Raw genomic sequence first — 17,996 nt, 5'->3', positions numbered from 1 at the left:
CTGCATATTTTTTGAAATTCTCTTATTTGGAACTTTAAAAATGGGTAAGATTTTGCATATTATAATAAAATTAAAATAACAGGATTTTTTTTAGTAATTTATAAAACCGCAGCACTTTATTTTTCGTAAATAAATGAAACTTTAAAAAATACAACTATGAAAAATTTATTTATCTCCTGTGCTGTTTTGATCTTATCACTTACTTCCTGCTCTAATGATGACAAAGGAATGAAAGATAAAGAACTGGTATTAGTAACATCAAGTAATACTTCAGGTAAAGTTACTTATGTTGATTTATTAGAACCTTCTGCAATGGTTAAATCATTTACAATTGCTTCTCTGGATGCTGAAGGAATTTCGTATGATCCGGATACAGATGCTATTACTGTAGCGTCTCGTACAAATAACAGATTAGAAAGTTATTCGGATGTTAAAGTCGCAGCTGCTTCGGGAGCAATCGCATTAACGGCATCTTTAAGCAGTTCTAACCTTGATTTTACAAATGCCCGCGAAACAGCAGTTTCCGGAGATAAAATTGTTGTTGCTCAGGATCAGTTAGCTTCTAATGGAATGGTTAATAAATTATTGGTGTATCAAAAAACAGCAAGTGGTTTTACACTTTTAAATTCTTATACCGTTGATTTTAAGTTATGGGGAATTCACATGGACGGAAATGACTTGTATGCTGTTGTAGATTTAACTTCGGATATTGTTGTCTTTAAGAATTTCATGAACAATCCTTCCGGAAATATTGCTGCAACAAAGCGGGTAAGCATCGAAGGTCTTGTAAGAACTCACGGAATTACTTATTCACCTCAGGACAACTTAATGGTTCTTACTGATGTGGGAAGTGCAACTTCTGATTCGGATGGTGGTTTAGTATTTATTAAAAACTTTACCAGTGTATTTGCTTCAACTGCTAATATGGGAACTATTGGAACAAGCAACCAAATCAGGATTTACGGACCTAACTCTCAGTTAGGAAATCCTGTGGATGTAGCTTATGATAATGAAACTAAAATGACGTATGTGGCAGAACGATTAAACGGCGGAGGAAAAGTACTTACTTTTGCGAAAGCTACTGCTTCTGCTGATGCTAATCCTTTAAGTGTAAGAACAGAAGCGGGAGTTACTTCAATTTTTATTATAAGAAATTAAAAATAGGTTTTTATTTGTTTTGAATAACCCTAAATGCTGTTAAAGGTGTTTGGGGTTATTTTTTTTGGTTTGGATTAAAGACTTTAAAAGTTCCGTCCTTGTAAAAAAACACTATTTTGTCAATAGTCTCTTCAAAGAAATGAGATGCGATTTCGGCTTTTTTATCCGAATTGGTATCTTTTTTTTCTTCTCTTCTGTCTTCTTGAAAGCTATTAGAAAACAAATCCTCTTTTACAGCCGTTTTGCTATCCGTAAAGCTGTTTATAGCTTCAGGTTCAGCAGGTATTGAGTTATTTTTAGGGAAAGTCCCTTTTCCGTTTAAAAGCCAGTACAAATCCACTTCAGGATAAACCTCTAAAATTTTAAGTATAAAATCCAGACTGGGTTTGTTTCTTCCGGAAAGGAGGTGAGATAAACTGGAACGTTGTACCCCAATTTTATCAGCAAATGTAGAAGCGTTTACACCATAATAGTCCAGTATAATTTCGAGTCTTTTTATAAAATCATCCGTGTTTACCATTGTAAATAGATATTAAAATTCAACTATTTACAAATGTAAATAAAACATTCAGTATTAGCAAATTTACAACTGTAAAAAGCGTTTTTAACGCTAAAAAGTATAATCTTTTAGTTAATGTAACAATATTTAAATAACTGAAAAAGAATTAATTAAATTTATTTTTAAAAATGAGTAACATTTGTTAATTCTAAGTAATGTATTTAGTCGGAGAAATCTAAAATCTTTGTTTACAATTCTAAAAAAACAGTTTAAAAAATAGTTTACAAATGTAAAAATAAAGATGTTTACTTTTGTAAATCAAATATATCAGATTATGAATTTAGAGCAGTTGTTTCTAGACAACAAGGAAAAAACGATTGAAGGCAGGTATTTGACTTTGGAGTCAATTGAGCCAATTTTGAACCGAATTAATACAGACAACCAACTTTCTATTATTGGACAATCGGTTCAGGGAAGACCAATTTATAAATATAGTATTGGTACCGGAAAGACTAAAATTTATCTTTGGTCACAAATGCACGGAAATGAAAGTACCACGACCAAAGCATTATTTGACTTTCTAAACCTCTTGCACAGCGGTAGTGATTTAGCGAAAAGCTTTTTGGATAATTTTACATTTTGTTGTTTGCCAATGCTGAATCCGGATGGAGCTGTTTTATACACCCGTGCTAATGCCAACGAAATAGATTTAAACCGGGATTCTCAGGATTTAACCCAACCAGAAAGCAAATTACTACGAGCTGTTTTTGAAGAATTCAAACCGGATTATTGCTACAATCTTCATGATCAGCGTACTATTTTTGGCGTGGCAGATACAGGAAAACCGGCAACTGTATCGTTTTTAGCACCTTCTTACAATGAGGAAAGAGAAATAAATGATTCGAGACAAAAAGCGATTAATTTGATTGCAGGAATGAATGAAGTTTTGCAAAAATTCATTCCGGGGCAAATTGGCCGTTTTGATGATTCTTTTAACATCAATTGTATTGGTGATACCTTTCAATTTCTGGGAGTACCCACCATTTTATTTGAAGCAGGACATTACCCTAATGACTATGAAAGAGAAGTGACCCGTAAATATATTTTCATCGCATTAGTATCGAGTTTTAAATTCCTTAACGAAAACGTTATAGAAACTAACAGAACAGATGATTATTTGAATATTCCTCAAAATAAAGTCGTTTTTTATGATTTTATATATAAAAAGATTAAAATAAATTATGACGGTAATGAAAAAATAACGAATTTTGCTGCACAGTATAAAGAAGAGTTAGTTGAAGGAAAAATCAACTTTAACGCTTATATTGCAAAACTGGATGATTTGGATGGCTTTTTTGGTCATGAGGTGTTTGATGGTCAGGGTGGCCTTTATGAAGATGATGATGAAAATTTCCCCAAATTAGATCAAAAAGCAAATTTTTGTTTAGATAAAAACATTAATTTTGTTAACGGATTGATAAAAAAGTAATTTTTTGTAAGAGTTGTTCATTTTTATGTATATTTTTATGCTTTAAAAATGATAATTAATAATATAATTAGAGAAATATGAGTAAGTTCCGTTTAGATGAAGTTGATCATCAAATATTAGACATGTTGATAGACAATACGAGAGTTCCGTTTACGGATATTGCTAAAAAATTATTGATTTCTGCCGGAACAGTGCACGTTAGGGTAAAGAAAATGGAAGATGCCGGAATTATCATGGGATCTTCATTAGTTTTGGATTATGACAAATTAGGCTATTCTTTTATAGCTTATGTGGGTGTTTTCCTGAATAATACTTCTCAGACTAAGTTTGTTTTGCAACGTATTAATGAAATACCATTTGTAACTGTTGCTTCTGTAACTACAGGAAAATTCAATATTTTCTGTAAAATCAGAGCAAAAGACACTAAACACGCTAAGGATGTAATCTTTATGATTGATGATATTGATGGTGTTTACAGAACAGAAACGATGATTTCCCTTGAAGAAAGTATCAACGACAAAAAGCGTTTGATGCATACTATCTTCAAAAATATGTAATCAACTTGAATGCTATGTAAAAATATTTACCTCAAGTTGACTCTTGGGGTTATTTTTTTTAAGACACAACAATAAATACCATATAATTAACTTAATAATTTAACATAATTTATGTATACGCTCCCTAAAATAGAACGTTTTAACCAAAACGTACTCTCTAAATATAACATTTACAACAGCGTTTTTATTACTTTACCTTTTGACTCAATAGACAATACAGGTGCTTTATTACCTTTATTCACAGAAGTTTGTGAAACAGGCTTTAAAAAAATGGAAACTCCTAAGGAAATTTTTGAATTTTTCTCCAAAAAATATTTACATACTGACGTAGAAGCAGACAAAATCGATTTGATGTTTCGTTTTATTCAATATATCGAACGTCAAATTGTGTTATTTGATGCTGTAGAAGATGCTGCTTTTCCAATTGTAAATAATATGGAAGGGCGTGGTTCACTTAGAGATGTTAAAGAAAAATCAGATGCAAGAGGTAAAAACGAAGAGTTAGTTGAATTTTTAGAGAATTTCAATGTCAGAACTGTTTTAACAGCGCATCCTACACAATTTTATCCCGGAGCCGTTTTAGGAATTATTAATGACCTGACTCAGGCAATTCGTGATAATAACTTACTTCAAATTAAACAACTTTTAGCTCAGTTAGGAAAAACGCCTTTTATTCAAAATGAAAAACCAAATCCTTTTGATGAAGCGGTTAGCTTAATTTGGTATCTTGAAAATGTATTCTATAACACCGCCGGTGATTTGATGCATTATTTAGAAACTAATATTGCTCCATCAGGAAATATTAAAAATCCAATTATCCAGCTTGGTTTCTGGCCGGGAGGAGACAGGGATGGAAATCCGTTTGTAACTACTGATATTACATTAAAAGTTGCTGATCGCTTAAGAACTTCGATTTTAAAATGCTACTATTTTGAAATGAGAAGCTTAAAAAGAAAATTAACTTTTTCAGGCGTAGATGTATTGGTTGCTGAACTGGAAAATAAATTATACCGTTCTGTATTCTATTCAAGAGGAGAGATTTACATCACCTTAGAAGAATTCAAAGCACAATTAAATAAAATTAAAACGATTATTGTTGAGCAACATCAATCTTTATATGTGAATGAATTAGAAGCTTTACTGATAAAAGTTAACTTATTCGGATTCCATTTTGCAACCCTAGACATTCGTCAAAACAGCAGAATTCACGATGCTGTATTTAGAGATATTTTTGATTTCTATCAAAATAGTGGCAGCGATATTTTTCCTAAAAACTATTACGAATTATCAGAGACTGAAAAATGTAAAGTTTTAACAAGCGTTCAGGGCAATCTAAATCCTGGTGATTTTAAAAATGAAATGACTCAGTCCACATTAGAGTCCATTCAGGCTATTAAACAAATTCAGGCCAGTAATGGTGAGTTAGGAGCTAATCGTTATATCATCAGTAATAACGAAAATGCAGTGAATGTTTTAGAGACTTTTGCATTAATTCGTTTGAGTGACTGGGAAAAACCTTCGGTTGATATTGTGCCTTTATTTGAATCTGTTGATGATTTGCAAAATGCGCATAATGTAATGGAGCAATTGTACACTAACCCGGTATATGCGGCTCATTTGGCTGACAGAGGAATGAAACAGACTATTATGCTTGGATTCTCTGATGGTACTAAAGATGGTGGGTATTTAATGGCAAACTGGAGTATCTATCAGGCAAAAGAAGCATTGACTGCAATGTCCAGAAAATATGGTGTTAAAGTGATTTTCTTTGACGGACGTGGTGGGCCACCTGCTCGTGGAGGAGGAAAAACACATAAATTTTACGCTTCTTTAGGTCCGGATATTGAGAACAAAGAAATTCAGGTAACTGTTCAGGGACAAACCATTAGTTCTAATTTTGGAACTTTAGACTCTTGTCGTCATAATTTAGAAAATTTATTGAGTGCCGGAGTTACAAATCAGGTGTTCAGTAAAGAATTAAATAAATTTTCTGAAACGGATAAAGAGGTAATGAATCAGTTATCTGAACTTGGATATAAAAAATACTTAAGTTTTAAAAATCACGACAAATTTATTCCTTATCTGGAAAAAATGAGTACGTTGAAATACTATGCTAAAACAAATATCGGAAGCCGTCCTTCTAAAAGAAGTAAATCTGAAAAACTGGATTTTAAGGATTTAAGAGCGATTCCTTTTGTAGGTTCCTGGAGCCAGTTAAAGCAAAATGTTCCTGGTTTTTACGGAGTGGGAGCTGCATTGAAACATTTTGAAGATACCAATCAATGGGATAAAGTTCAGGATTTATACAACCATTCTATGTTCTTTAAAACATTGTTGGAAAATAGTATGATGTCATTGGCAAAATCATTTTTCCCATTAACGGCATACATGAAGAATGATCCTGAATTTGGAGAATTCTGGCAAAATATTTACGATGAGTTTTTAGAAACAAAAAGATTGTTGCTAAAAATCGCCGGTCATAAAGAACTGATGGAAAATTATCCTGACGGAATGGCTTCTATCCAAATTAGAGAGCGTATCGTATTGCCATTGTTAACCATTCAGCAATATGCTTTATTGCGTATTAACGAATTGAATAAAGAAGCAAATCCGGACGACAAGTTAATCAAAGTATACGAAAAAATCGTAATGCGTTCTTTGTTTGGTAATACTAACGCAAGTAGAAATTCAGCTTAATATTAAATCATGAAGGGAACTGAAATTCCGGAAAATGAATATTCTGAATTCTATGCTACTTATATAAAAGCAGCTGGAAATGGAGATTTACATGAAGACTTAGAAATAAGTCTTCATGATTTTATTCGTTTTGTTCAGGATATACCAATGGATAAATTTGATTATCGTTATGCTCAGGGCAAATGGACGATTAAAGAAATTATTCAGCATATTATTGATGCCGAACGGGTTTTTAGTTACCGTGCACTGCGAATTTCCAGAAATGATAAAACACCGCTGCCCGGATTTGATGAAAACGATTTTGTTGAAAACACCAATGCTAACGACAGGCATTTGCAAAGTTTACTGACTGAATTATCCATTGTTCGTCAAAGTACTTTAGCGCTTTATAAAAGTTTTTCAGGAGAACAGCTAAAAAGAATCGGAATAGCTTCTAATAATGAAATTTCAGTGCGAGCGATAGGTTTTATTATTATTGGACATCAAAACCATCATAAGAAAATTTTTCAGGAAAGATATTTATAATCTACTCAAAACAACTTGACCATATTTTCAATTTGTTTTCAAAAGACATCGTATTAGCGGGACTTGTAGAAGGTATTACACAATAAGTAATGCCTTTTATTTGTCCAAAACTTTTTATAAAATAACGGTGGCTCTCTTTTCCGTTAAAGATGATTTTTTTGATATTTGGAAACTGACTGAAGAGACTTTCAAAATCATTGGGTTTGTGATTTTTGATGTGAATATCTAAACTTCCTTTGCGTTCACAATTTTCCAGAACATCCCAAATTCCGATTTTATTCGTTTGCAGTAGTTTTATTTTTTCTTCGAAAACTGTAGCAACAGGCAATTTATCAAATAAAGTATAGATGATTTTCCAGAAATGATTGCGTGGATGAGCATAATATTCCTGTTTTTCTAAAGAGGCAATTCCTGGCATAGTTCCCAAAATTAAAATTTCGGTTTCATTATTAATAAAAGGAGGAAAGGACCGAATCATGATTTTAGATATTTTTTTCTTCTTTTTCAATTATTGCTAATCCCAGCCTTATTTTTCCATAACTAATTTGTTCTTCAAAATAATCAAAATAAGGTCTTAAGGCATTTGGATTATCTAAAGTGTTTTTGGCTTCTGAAATTTTGCTAACTTCTTCTTTTGAAATAAATTGGTACAAATCAATTGAAGCTCCGTCGGAATGTAATTTAGCCAGATGGGACATAATAGTTCCTAAGCCTAATTTTCTTTTTTCGGCAATTTCTTCAACAGATAATCCTTCGTTAAATAATGCCAGAGTTTCTTTATAAGTACTCGATTCTTTCTTTGTTTTATCTTTCTTATTTTTTAGAAAAGCAATAATCGTTTTTATAAAAGCATCTCCATATTTTTCTAATTTGGCTTTTCCTACACCATCAATTACAATAAATTCTTCTTCACTCATGGGACGATTTACTTCCATTTGGCGTAAAGCCGCATCACTAAAAATCACGTAAGCCGGAACTTCTTCTTCTTTAGCAATTTCATAACGCAATTTGCGTAAACTTTCAAAAAGAGAATTAGCAACTACTTTAGTTTTGGTTTCTTTATTTTTAGCTTTATCAGTATTTACTTTCTGCACCGTATTGAGTTGTACTTTCTCGCCTTCAAATAATACTTTTTTAGCTAACGGAGTAAGTTTTATTTTATTTTGCTGATGAAAGGCAATTTCGCAATAGCCTAAATTAATAAGCTGAATCAGATATTGATTCCAGTCCTGCCATGAAGTTTCAATTCCTACACCGTATGTTTTTAAATTTTGATATTCTTTTTCATAAATATAAGCGTTTTTAGAACCTCTTAAAAAATCAACAATCACAGGCAGTGATTCTGCTTCTTTAAGTCTGATGATAGCCGAGAGAGCTTTTTGAGCAATAATAGTTCCGTCAAAAAAAGCAGGCGGATTTTTGCAAATATCGCAATTGCCACAGTTTTGGGTTACAATTTCACCAAAATAAGAAAGTAGTATTTTGCGTCGGCAACTCAAAGCATCCGCATATTGTTTCATCCTCTCCAGTTTTGCCAGCTGGATTTCGGAATTTTGACCCTGCGAAGCAAATTTTTGCAACTGAATCAAATCGCCATAACTTTCGAATAAAATAGTTTCAGAAGCTAATCCGTCGCGTCCGGCACGACCAATTTCCTGGTAATAGCCTTCAATATTTTTAGGTAAATTATAATGGATCACCCAACGAACATTCGACTTGTCAATTCCCATCCCAAATGCAATGGTAGCGCAAACTACCTGACATTGATCATTTATAAATTCGTCCTGAGTTTTAGAACGAAGATCGCTGTCTAAACCCGCGTGGTAAGCCTTAGCTTTGATTCCGATATTGCTGAGTTTTTCGGCAAGTTCTTCGGTTGTTTTTCGGCTAAGACAATAAATAATGCCTGATTCAGCAGGTTTTAATTCGATAAAATCAACAATTTGTTTTACTCTGTCCAGAGCGGGACGCACTTCCAGACTTAGGTTTTTTCGATCAAAAGAAGCTATAAAAGTTCTTGAATTTCTTAAGTTTAACTGATTGCTAATGTCTTGACGTGTAGCTTTATCAGCGGTTGCAGTTAAAGCTAATATTGGAGTAGAAGGGAAGCGGTTTTTCAGGTAACCCAAGTTAGTATATGCCGGTCTGAAATCATGACCCCATGACGAAATACAGTGTGCTTCGTCAATAGCAATTAAACTTACGGTAAGTATATTAAATACATTTTCCAGATACGACAAACTTTCGGGAGCAACATAGACAAGTTTAACTTTATTGTTTCTCAGGTTTTCAATATGCAATTGTTGCTCGGCATCAGTTTGTGTACTGTTGATGAAACAGGCAGCAATTCCATTGGCTTTGAGGCTATCTACCTGATCTTTCATTAAAGCGATAAGTGGTGAAATTACGATCGTAATTCCGGGAAATAGTAAAGCGGGTAATTGAAAACAAATTGATTTTCCGCCACCTGTGGGCATGATTGCTAAGGCATCAGTTCCATTTAAGATAGTATTTATAATTTCTTCCTGATTGGCTCTGAATTTTTCAAATCCAAAATTTTCTTTAAGCGTATGGTGTAAAATTTGGGAAGTAATCATTATTTAGCACAAATGGATTTAATATTTTGTAAAGGATAAAAAAAGGAACTCAAAATAGAGTTCCTTTTTTTTTTGTATTGTTTTATGAATTAATCTTCATCATCTTCGTCTTCATCGTCAGCAATGTCTTTGTCGTCTGCATCTTCATCGTCATCATCCAGCTCCGGTTTATCAATAGAATCGTCTTCGTCGTCATCGTCACTAATGTCGTCATCAAGATCTAAACCTTTAATAGGAGCAATTGGTTCAATTTCATCATCAATATCTTCATCTTCATCAAAGTTTTCGATTCTGTCAGCAAGTTTAGTGCTTACTTTTACTAAATAAATAGTGTCTTCAGTACGTACTTCTACTGCTTCAACTAGTTCGTTTTTAGCATTTCTAAAACGAATGATATCTTCGTCATCATATCCGTCAGGAAATTTTTCAACCAATAAGTTTAAAATTTCATTTGTCAGTTTAGCGTACTCAACAATAACTCTTCTCATAAAAATGGTATTATAAATCTAATAAATAAGCAAAAATTAATGGTGCTACAATGGTAGCATCTGATTCAATGATAAACTTAGGCGTTTTTATATCTAATTTACCCCAAGTAATTTTTTCGTTTGGAACTGCTCCGGAATACGAACCATAACTGGTTGTAGAATCCGAAATTTGGCAAAAATAACTCCAAAACGGAATATCGTGCATTTCCATATCCTGATACAACATTGGAACCACACAAATAGGGAAGTCTCCTGCGATACCACCACCTATTTGGAAAAATCCAATACCATTCTCACTATTTTTTGGATACCAATCTGCTAAGAAAGTCATGTATTCAATACCTGATTTCATAGTAGATGCTTTCAATTCTCCTTTAATAACATACGATGCAAAAATATTTCCCATTGTACTGTCTTCCCATCCGGGAACAATAATAGGTAAATTTTTCTCAGCAGCAGCATACATCCAGCTATCTTTTAAGTCAATTTCATAATATTCTTCAAGAACGCCTGAAAGTAGCATTTTATACATGAATTCATGAGGAAAATAACGCTCTCCTTTATCATCAGCATCTTTCCATATTTTGTAGATATGTTTTTGTAATCTACGAAATGCTTCATGCTCAGGAATACAAGTATCTGTTACACGATTTAGTCCTCTTTCTAATAAATCCCATTCATCCTGAGGAGTCAAATCACGATAATTAGGTACTCTTTCATAATGAGAATGTGCTACCAGATTCATGATGTCTTCCTCAAGATTAGCTCCTGTACAAGAAATAATCTGAACTTTGTCCTGACGAATAATTTCGGCGAAGATTTTTCCAATTTCTGCCGTACTCATAGCACCCGCCATACTTACCATCATTTTAGCTCCATTGGCTAATTGTTGTTCGTAAGCTTTTGCGGCATCGACTAAAGATGCAGAATTGAAGTGTAAATAATGCTTTTCAATAAACTGACTGATCGGTCCTTTACTCATTTTGTGGTGTTTAAATATTTTGTAAATTTATAGGTATCTGAATCTAAACCGGCTCAAATATAATGAAATTATAAATCTACTAATTGTGTGTTTTGTTAATTATTTTTTATTGTAACCTAAAATTTTTAATACATCTTCAGAGGTTTGTTGTTCTGAAAAAACTTCTGTTGCTAATATACCATTTTCATCTCTGTCAATTAAGATATGTTTAGGCTGCGGAATCAGACAGTGGTGTAAACCGCCGTATCCGCCAATGGTTTCCTGGTAAGCTCCTGTATTAAAAAAACCAATATATAGCGGTTTTTCTTTGTTGTATTTAGGTAAATAAATAGCATTCATGTTTTGCTCTGAATTGTAATAATCATCACTGTCACAAGTCAAACCTCCTAATAATACTCTTTCATAAGTATCATTCCAGCGGTTTACAGCTAACATGATAAAACGCTTATTTATTGCCCAGGTATCTGGCAAGGTGGTAATGAATGAAGAGTCAATCATGTTCCACTTTTCTCTGTCGTTTTGTTGTTTTTGATATAAAATCTGGTAAATAGCGCCACCACTTTCTCCTACGGTAAAGGAACCGAATTCCGTAAAAATATTAGGAACATCTACTTCGGCTTCATCACAGGCAATTTTAATCTGATTGATAATTTCGTCAATCATATATTGGTAATCGTATTCAAATGCCAATGAGTTTTTGATAGGAAAACCACCTCCAATATTTAATCCGTCTAATGAAGGACATTCTTTTTTTAATGCAATATAAACTTTAATACATTTTACTAATTCGTTCCAGTAGTAAGCCGTATCATTTATTCCTGTATTGATAAAAAAGTGAAGCATTTTTAATTCAAGATTATTGTTTTCCTGAATTTGCTTTTTATAGAAATTAACAATGTTTTTATAACCAATTCCTAATCGGGAAGTATAGAACTCAAATTTAGGTTCTTCTTCGGCAGCAATACGGATTCCAATTTTGAATTTTCCTTTAATTTCTGCCTGAAGTAAATCTAATTCTTCATAGTTATCAATAATAGGAATAGTATTCTTATGTCCATTATTAATTAAACGGGCGATATTACTGATGTATTCGTCTCTTTTAAATCCGTTACAAATAACATAAGTGCTTTTATTGATTTTGCCGTTTTCTAATAAATTTTCGACAATATTAATATCAAAAGCAGACGAAGTTTCCACGTGAATATTATTCTTGAACGCTTCGTTCATGATAAATTCAAAATGAGAACTTTTAGTACAGTAACAGTAATAATATTTTGCCTCATATTTATTTTTTTCCATCGATTTACGAAACCAGCTTTTGGCTTTGTTAATGTTGTTGGAAATTTGAGGTAAATAAGTAAATTTTAATGGAGTACCATATTTTTCAACCAGTTTCATCAAATCAATATTGTGAAACTGAAGATTGTCTTTATTGAGCTTGAATTCTTCCTGAGGAAAGTAGTACGATTGATTTATTAAGTCAGAATATTTTGTATTCATTGAATTTTAGGATTTTTTATTTTTATAGCTTAATGATAATGATTAATCTACAATTCAAACCCTAATATTAGCATAAATAATTTGTAATTTTTCGTTTTCTACTTTTAGATATTGAAAAGTATCAAAATTAAATCTGCCTATAACCAAGTTTAAACGCTTCAATACTCTTAAGAAAGAACTATTGTTAACGCTTTGATTTGTGCTATAATTTCGCTGTTTTTGATCTCTTTTCATTGCGGCAAATGTAAAAAATAATATATAAGTGATGCAATCCTTTTTATAAAAAAAACAGTTAAGATTTATAATCTTCAAAAGCATCAAGAATTAATTCATTCTCAACTGCTTGGTTGATTTTTATCTTCCCAATTCCTTCGATTAAGGCAAATTGAATACTTCCATATTCATTTTTTTTATCATGAATAAGTAATTCCAGAATCGGTTCTATGTCTGCTTCTTCAAAAATGATGTCTTCGTAAATTGCTTTTAATACATTTTTAATTTGCGCATATTCTTCTGCAGAAATCAAATCTTTCTTTAATGAAATATAACTTTCCAAAATCATTCCCACAGCAATTGCTTCACCGTGAAGCAGGGTTGTTTTGGTTTGGCTTTCCAGAAAATAACCTTCGATAGCGTGTCCTAAAGTATGCCCGAAATTCAATGCTTTTCGAATATTTTTCTCAGTAGGATCCTGTTTTACAATTTCATTTTTAATTTCTACCGATCTGAAAATTAATTGATCTAAGGCTTCAAAATCAATAGTAGAAATATCTAAAAATTCCTCCCAGTACTTTTTATCGTAAATCAAACCGTGTTTCAGCATTTCGGCAAGACCGGAACGCATTTCGTTTTGAGGAACCGTTTCTAAGTATTGAGTATCAATAATAACCATTGCAGGAACATTGATTACACCTATCTGGTTTTTTAAATTCCCTAAATCTACTCCGTTTTTACCGCCTACCGAAGCATCAACCATCGAAAGCAAAGTAGTAGGAATATGGATAAAATCAACACCGCGCTTGAACGTTGAAGCAACAAAACCTCCCAGATCCGTAACAACACCACCACCCAGATTGATAACAAGACTTTTTCGGTCTCCACCCAGTTCCGTTAGTACTTTCCAGATTTCAACGCAGGTTTCAATGTTCTTGTTTTCTTCTCCAGCTTCAAATTCAATAATTTCAACATTGAGATCCGTTTCGATATAAGGCAATAATTTTGGTAAACAAAATTCGTTAGTACTGCTGTCTACAATTACAAAAATATTAGAATATTTATTTTTAGTAAGGTGAATGTTTAATTCTTCATATCCTTTTTCGTTGAAATAAACATTATAGTTATTGGCTTGAATTGTGTGTGTCATCATTAATTAATTTGAAATGCAAAATAAGGTAATTTCCACTAATTAATATTCATAACTCTGGCTATATTTGTTTTAAATAGTAAAAAAAGATGAAAAAGATATTCGAAAATACTCAAATCGCTTTTGCTTTAAAAAGCAATAACCAATTACAGTTATCGTATTTTCTTTTTAAAGTGATGAATTTTAAACTCTTGGTTCAGTTAGGGACAAAAATTCTTTTGCTAGCTTTAAAATTACATTTGCCGGTTCAAAATTTAATTAAGAAAACCATATTCAGTCAATTTTGTGGCGGTGTTAATGAAGAAGATTGCCTAAAAGTAGTTGACACCTTGTACACTAAAGATGTTTCGGCAGTTTTAGATTATGCTGTCGAAGGAAAAATAAATGAAGAAGAATTTAATAATGCTTTTGAAAAAACGCTAAAAATCATTGAATTTGCTAAAGAACGCCAGGCTATCCCTTTCGCTGTTTTTAAACCCACAAGTTTTGGACGCATGGATTTGTATGAAAAAACAGGAAACGCGACTGTTTTGACAGATTCGGAGCAGGAGGAATGGAGCAGGGTAGTGAACCGTTTTGATTTAGTTTGCCAGGCAGCTCATCAAAAAGACGTTCCCGTTTTGATTGATGCCGAAGAATCCTGGATGCAAACCGCTGCCGACAGTTTAATTCTTGAAATGATGCGTAAATACAATACCGAAAAAGCGATTGTTTATAATACGTTACAAATGTATCGTTGGGATCGGATGGAATATTTGAAAAAAATCCATCAGGAAGCTAAGCAGGGAGCATTTTATATTGGAATAAAATTAGTTCGTGGCGCCTACATGGAAAAAGAAAATGAACGAGCTGAAGAAAACAATTATCCATCACCCATTTGTGCCAGCAAACCAGCAACAGATGAAAATTACAATAGTGCTTTACGCTATATTACGGATAATTTAGATATTTTTTCTCTTTTTGCAGGAACACATAACCAGACGAGTACATATTATTTAATGGAATTGATGCGCGAAAAAAACATAACAACAGATGATTTCCGAATTTGGTTTGGGCAGTTGTATGGTATGAGTGACACGATTAGTTTTAATTTGGCTGCCAATGGTTATAATGTAGCTAAATATGTTCCTTTTGGTCCGGTGAAAGAAGTGATTCCGTATTTAATTCGCCGTGCTCAGGAAAATACAGCCGTTGCAGGTCAAACAAGCAGAGAACTCGAAATGATAATCAAAGAGCGCCAGCGACGAAAAAAGACTTAAATTATTTATAGAAATTTTGCTTTTAACTCAGGAGTTGGAATCATACATTGTTCTTTCTTGCCGTACCATTTGTATCGGTTTTTAGCAATATAATCATAAATAGTATCGGTAATTTTGTTAGGTAAAACACTAAAAACAGACAGAAATCCATAAATACCGCCTAAATCAGACGCAATTTTTAAAGCCGCTTCTGATTTATGGTAATAAGCAATTCCGGGTTCATACAGGATTATACTGTCCATCATTTTTTGGTTTACACCAATGTGATTGCAAATTTCCTGACCTAAATCAGATTGCAAAGCCACAAACCTAAAAACATCTTTTTTATCGTTTTTAATGATAAACTGCACCGCCGAATCACACAAATTGCAAACCCCGTCAAAGAGAATTATTTTTTTGTGCTCAGCAGTCTTTGCGAGGAAAGAAGCAATCTCACTACGTATTTCCATTTCAATTGGTGTTATTCAGTGATTATATCGTTAATTTTGATGTAGTTTATCATTCTGACGAAAGGAGGAATCTTCACAAGTAACGCCACTATCAATTCATCTTTTTATTCAGTTTGCGGAATATCTAACGGAGTTTTCTCCTTTGTCGAAATGACAAAATTGGTGAGTATTTTTCTATACTGCATTTACTTGTGTTTAGTGTGATTGCTTCGTTCCTCGCAATGACTTTGAATTCTGCTTTCTACAAACTGATTACTTCTTCACCGCTTCTACCAGATCCAATTCCTCCAGACTCACTTTAGAAGTAAAAAGTCCATAATTAACAACAGCTTTGTTTTTTTCAATTTTATCAATGCTACCTACGGCTTTTCCATCCAGCATTCGTACACGATCGCCCACTTTTAAAATAGCTTTTGGTTTTTCGATTACAGGTTTTAGTTTTTTCTCTTTTTTCTCTTTTCGAATTTCTTCTACCTGAACCGTAACTTCTTCAATCACTTCTTTTTTCTTAGCAATGATGGCTTTCGCTTCTTTTGGTGTTGCTTTTTTACGTTTAGAATTTTCGATTTCTACAATCTTCAAAAACTCGCCAATCAATTCTTTTTTGTTTTTATTGTTGAAATATTTCTCGGCAATATCTTCTATTTTTTGACCAATGTAAATCGTTTTCTGATTGCTGTCATACAATTCCTGATAGCTTTCCAGTTTTTGTTTTATTTTGACATTGATGGTTTCCATTTTTTTACCTTCTTCACGGGCTCTGGTTTCTTCTTCTTTTAAATTTTGAGATGTTTTTTCGAGCTTGGAACGTTCTTTTTGCAAGGTTGCAATGGTTTTATCAAAGCGTACTTTACCCACTTCAATTTTCTTTTTGGCACGATTGATTAAGCCAAACGGGATTCCGTTTTTCTGTGCTACTTCAAATGTAAACGAACTTCCCGCTTGTCCTAGAGCCAGTTTGTACATGGGTTCTAATGACTTTTCATCAAACATCATGTTGGCATTGGTAGCAAAAGGCAATTCGTTAGCCAATATTTTTAAATTCGAATAATGCGTTGTGATGATTCCAAAAGCTTCCCGATGATAGAATTCTTCCAGGAAAATTTCAGCCAGAGCACCACCCAATTCGGGGTCAGAACCGGTACCAAATTCATCAATTAGAAACATGGTTTTCTTGTTGCACTTCTTTAAAAAATAATTCATGTTTTTCAATCGGTAACTGTAGGTACTCAGGTGATTTTCAATAGACTGATTATCTCCAATGTCCGTCAATATTCTGTCAAATAAAAAGGTTTCTGAACGTTCGTGAACCGGAATCAGCATTCCTGATTGCAGCATTAATTGCAGTAATCCGACTGTTTTTAACGAAATGGTTTTACCCCCGGCATTAGGTCCGGAAATTACAATAATTCGGTTTTCCTGTTGCAATTCTATAGTTTGCGGATAGGTAATTTCCTTTTTTTGCTTATTCGTCAAATACAAAATAGGATGGAAGGCATCTCTAAAATATAGGCGGCGTTCCTCAGTAATTGCCGGTAAAATTCCGTTGATTCTTTCAGCATATTTTGCTTTTGCAGCAATAACATCTATATCACTTAAAAACTCCTGATATTCTTTTAACAAAGGTAAAAAGGGACGAATAGCATTCGATAATTGTTTTAAAATACGGGTGATTTCTTCTTTTTCTTCGTATTCTAAATTGCTCAGTTCTCTGGAGTATTTCAGCGTCATTTCAGGCTCAATGTAGGCAATACTTCCTGTTTTTGAGCTTCCCAGAATCGTTCCTCTTACTTTTCGTCGGTACATGGATAGAACTGCCAGAACACGACGGTTTTGCACAAAACTTTCTTTAATATCATCTAAATAGCCCAGGCCGTTGTATTGCGTCAAAGCAACGCCAAAACTCTGATTGACTTTGCCTCGAACCAGATTCATATTTCTGCGGATATCTAATAAAACAGGAGAAGCATTGTCTTTGATTTCGCCATATTTATCAACTACCGCATCAATTTGCGTGATGATTTCTTTTGTAAATTCCACGCGTGATGCACGGGCATTGATATTGGGATAATAATCATCAAATTTTTTCAGGAAATTCAATAAAAAATTCACTGTTGAAGATAAAGTGGCAATTTTTCTAAAACTGCCCACTTCCAGAAAACTGTCTTCAATGGCCAGGAATTTTATTTCGTGTGTTATCGCATCAAATCCGTGATTGGGAATGGCATTATTGTTTTGAAAAGAAGAAACATACTCTGACGTTTGCAGCAAAGCCTGCATCAAAGTTTCTTTGTCTCTAAACGGAGTAATTCTAAGTGCCTTTTCTTTTCCTATTTCGGTGTTACAGATATCTGAAATAGTTTCGAGAATCGTTGGAAACTGAAGATCCTGTAATGTTTTTTCGGTAATACTAATCATTTATTTTCTTTAAGA

At 33.1% G+C, this 17,996-nt stretch carries 15 protein-coding genes; 6 read left to right on the top strand and 9 right to left on the bottom strand.

Annotation, left to right across the window (positions count from 1 at the left end):
- The first annotated feature begins 156 nt into the window (after positions 1-156).
- On the top strand, positions 157-1,158 hold the full coding sequence (locus BUB89_RS07345; protein ID WP_073243539.1) for an NHL repeat-containing protein: 1,002 nt from the start codon (positions 157-159) through the stop codon (positions 1,156-1,158).
- Between the two features lie 55 nt (positions 1,159-1,213).
- Here the strand turns inward: BUB89_RS07345 and BUB89_RS07340 are convergent, their stop codons facing one another.
- Entirely contained in the window at positions 1,214-1,678 is a 465-nt protein-coding gene (locus tag BUB89_RS07340) for a helix-turn-helix domain-containing protein (protein WP_073243537.1), read from the bottom strand.
- 313 nt (positions 1,679-1,991) lie between these two features.
- Here BUB89_RS07340 and BUB89_RS07335 point away from each other — a divergent pair, with 313 nt between their 5' ends.
- From BUB89_RS07335 to BUB89_RS07320, 4 genes are all read left to right on the top strand, one after another.
- On the top strand, positions 1,992-3,146 hold the full coding sequence (locus BUB89_RS07335; RefSeq protein ID WP_073243535.1) for a M14 family metallopeptidase: 1,155 nt from the start codon (positions 1,992-1,994) through the stop codon (positions 3,144-3,146).
- Between the two features lie 77 nt (positions 3,147-3,223).
- Positions 3,224-3,703: an Lrp/AsnC family transcriptional regulator gene (locus BUB89_RS07330; RefSeq protein ID WP_007139244.1), complete on the top strand. Its 480-nt coding sequence runs from the start codon at positions 3,224-3,226 to the stop codon at positions 3,701-3,703.
- A 111-nt stretch (positions 3,704-3,814) separates the two neighbouring features.
- Positions 3,815-6,400 (top strand): phosphoenolpyruvate carboxylase, encoded by a 2,586-nt coding sequence (locus BUB89_RS07325; protein WP_073243533.1) that lies wholly within the window; start codon positions 3,815-3,817, stop codon positions 6,398-6,400.
- A gap of 9 nt (positions 6,401-6,409) precedes the next feature.
- The gene (locus BUB89_RS07320) at positions 6,410-6,925 is read left to right on the top strand and encodes a DinB family protein (RefSeq protein ID WP_073243531.1); all 516 of its coding nucleotides are present in this window, start codon (positions 6,410-6,412) and stop codon (positions 6,923-6,925) included.
- 1 nt (position 6,926) lies between these two features.
- Here BUB89_RS07320 and BUB89_RS07315 read toward each other — a convergent pair whose 3' ends face one another.
- The 6 genes from BUB89_RS07315 to aroB all read right to left on the bottom strand — a co-directional run bounded on the left by BUB89_RS07315 (position 6,927) and on the right by aroB (position 13,858).
- Complete coding sequence (locus BUB89_RS07315) at positions 6,927-7,403, bottom strand: DNA-deoxyinosine glycosylase (protein WP_073243823.1); 477 nt, start codon at positions 7,401-7,403, stop codon at positions 6,927-6,929.
- A gap of 4 nt (positions 7,404-7,407) precedes the next feature.
- Positions 7,408-9,522 carry a DNA helicase RecQ gene (recQ, locus tag BUB89_RS07310; protein WP_073243529.1) on the bottom strand — a complete coding sequence of 705 codons (2,115 nt, stop codon included), beginning with the start codon at positions 9,520-9,522 and terminating at the stop codon, positions 7,408-7,410.
- 89 nt (positions 9,523-9,611) lie between these two features.
- Positions 9,612-10,010 carry a DNA primase gene (locus BUB89_RS07305; RefSeq protein ID WP_073243527.1) on the bottom strand — a complete coding sequence of 133 codons (399 nt, stop codon included), beginning with the start codon at positions 10,008-10,010 and terminating at the stop codon, positions 9,612-9,614.
- A gap of 10 nt (positions 10,011-10,020) precedes the next feature.
- On the bottom strand, positions 10,021-10,992 hold the full coding sequence (locus tag BUB89_RS07300; protein WP_073243525.1) for a deoxyhypusine synthase family protein: 972 nt from the start codon (positions 10,990-10,992) through the stop codon (positions 10,021-10,023).
- Between the two features lie 99 nt (positions 10,993-11,091).
- Positions 11,092-12,492: a type III PLP-dependent enzyme domain-containing protein gene (locus BUB89_RS07295; protein ID WP_073243523.1), complete on the bottom strand. Its 1,401-nt coding sequence runs from the start codon at positions 12,490-12,492 to the stop codon at positions 11,092-11,094.
- Between the two features lie 292 nt (positions 12,493-12,784).
- Positions 12,785-13,858 (bottom strand): 3-dehydroquinate synthase, encoded by a 1,074-nt coding sequence (gene aroB, locus BUB89_RS07285; RefSeq protein ID WP_394333299.1) that lies wholly within the window; start codon positions 13,856-13,858, stop codon positions 12,785-12,787.
- An 86-nt stretch (positions 13,859-13,944) separates the two neighbouring features.
- On the opposite strand from aroB, the gene BUB89_RS07280 reads away from it, so the two are divergent.
- Positions 13,945-15,114, top strand: a complete 1,170-nt coding sequence (locus BUB89_RS07280; protein ID WP_073243517.1) for a proline dehydrogenase family protein — start codon at positions 13,945-13,947, stop codon at positions 15,112-15,114.
- A 5-nt stretch (positions 15,115-15,119) separates the two neighbouring features.
- Here the strand turns inward: BUB89_RS07280 and BUB89_RS07275 are convergent, their stop codons facing one another.
- On the bottom strand, positions 15,120-15,563 hold the full coding sequence (locus BUB89_RS07275) for a thiol-disulfide oxidoreductase DCC family protein (protein ID WP_073243515.1): 444 nt from the start codon (positions 15,561-15,563) through the stop codon (positions 15,120-15,122).
- 252 nt (positions 15,564-15,815) lie between these two features.
- A complete protein-coding gene (locus BUB89_RS07270) occupies positions 15,816-17,981 on the bottom strand; it encodes an endonuclease MutS2 (RefSeq protein WP_073243513.1) in 2,166 nt (721 codons plus the stop codon).
- Between the last annotated feature and the right edge of the window lie 15 nt (positions 17,982-17,996).

This window comes from Flavobacterium flevense, from assembly GCF_900142775.1.
Classification (GTDB): domain Bacteria; phylum Bacteroidota; class Bacteroidia; order Flavobacteriales; family Flavobacteriaceae; genus Flavobacterium; species Flavobacterium flevense.
Note: the sequence above shows the minus strand (reverse complement) of the source record. Positions and strands in the feature narration are given on the sequence as shown.

Bases quoted from the DNA above. Each gene is read 5' to 3' on its own strand.
- BUB89_RS07345 (WP_073243539.1), top strand. From the start codon at position 157: ATGAAAAATTTATTTATCTCCTGTGCTGTTTTGATCTTATCACTTACT.
- BUB89_RS07340 (WP_073243537.1), bottom strand. From the start codon at position 1,678: ATGGTAAACACGGATGATTTTATAAAAAGACTCGAAATTATACTGGAC.
- BUB89_RS07335 (WP_073243535.1), top strand. From the start codon at position 1,992: ATGAATTTAGAGCAGTTGTTTCTAGACAACAAGGAAAAAACGATTGAA.
- BUB89_RS07330 (WP_007139244.1), top strand. From the start codon at position 3,224: ATGAGTAAGTTCCGTTTAGATGAAGTTGATCATCAAATATTAGACATG.
- BUB89_RS07325 (WP_073243533.1), top strand. From the start codon at position 3,815: ATGTATACGCTCCCTAAAATAGAACGTTTTAACCAAAACGTACTCTCT.
- BUB89_RS07320 (WP_073243531.1), top strand. From the start codon at position 6,410: ATGAAGGGAACTGAAATTCCGGAAAATGAATATTCTGAATTCTATGCT.
- BUB89_RS07315 (WP_073243823.1), bottom strand. From the start codon at position 7,403: ATGATTCGGTCCTTTCCTCCTTTTATTAATAATGAAACCGAAATTTTA.
- recQ (WP_073243529.1), bottom strand. From the start codon at position 9,522: ATGATTACTTCCCAAATTTTACACCATACGCTTAAAGAAAATTTTGGA.
- BUB89_RS07305 (WP_073243527.1), bottom strand. From the start codon at position 10,010: ATGAGAAGAGTTATTGTTGAGTACGCTAAACTGACAAATGAAATTTTA.
- BUB89_RS07300 (WP_073243525.1), bottom strand. From the start codon at position 10,992: ATGAGTAAAGGACCGATCAGTCAGTTTATTGAAAAGCATTATTTACAC.
- BUB89_RS07295 (WP_073243523.1), bottom strand. From the start codon at position 12,492: ATGAATACAAAATATTCTGACTTAATAAATCAATCGTACTACTTTCCT.
- aroB (WP_394333299.1), bottom strand. From the start codon at position 13,858: ATGATGACACACACAATTCAAGCCAATAACTATAATGTTTATTTCAAC.
- BUB89_RS07280 (WP_073243517.1), top strand. From the start codon at position 13,945: ATGAAAAAGATATTCGAAAATACTCAAATCGCTTTTGCTTTAAAAAGC.
- BUB89_RS07275 (WP_073243515.1), bottom strand. From the start codon at position 15,563: ATGGAAATACGTAGTGAGATTGCTTCTTTCCTCGCAAAGACTGCTGAG.
- BUB89_RS07270 (WP_073243513.1), bottom strand. From the start codon at position 17,981: ATGATTAGTATTACCGAAAAAACATTACAGGATCTTCAGTTTCCAACG.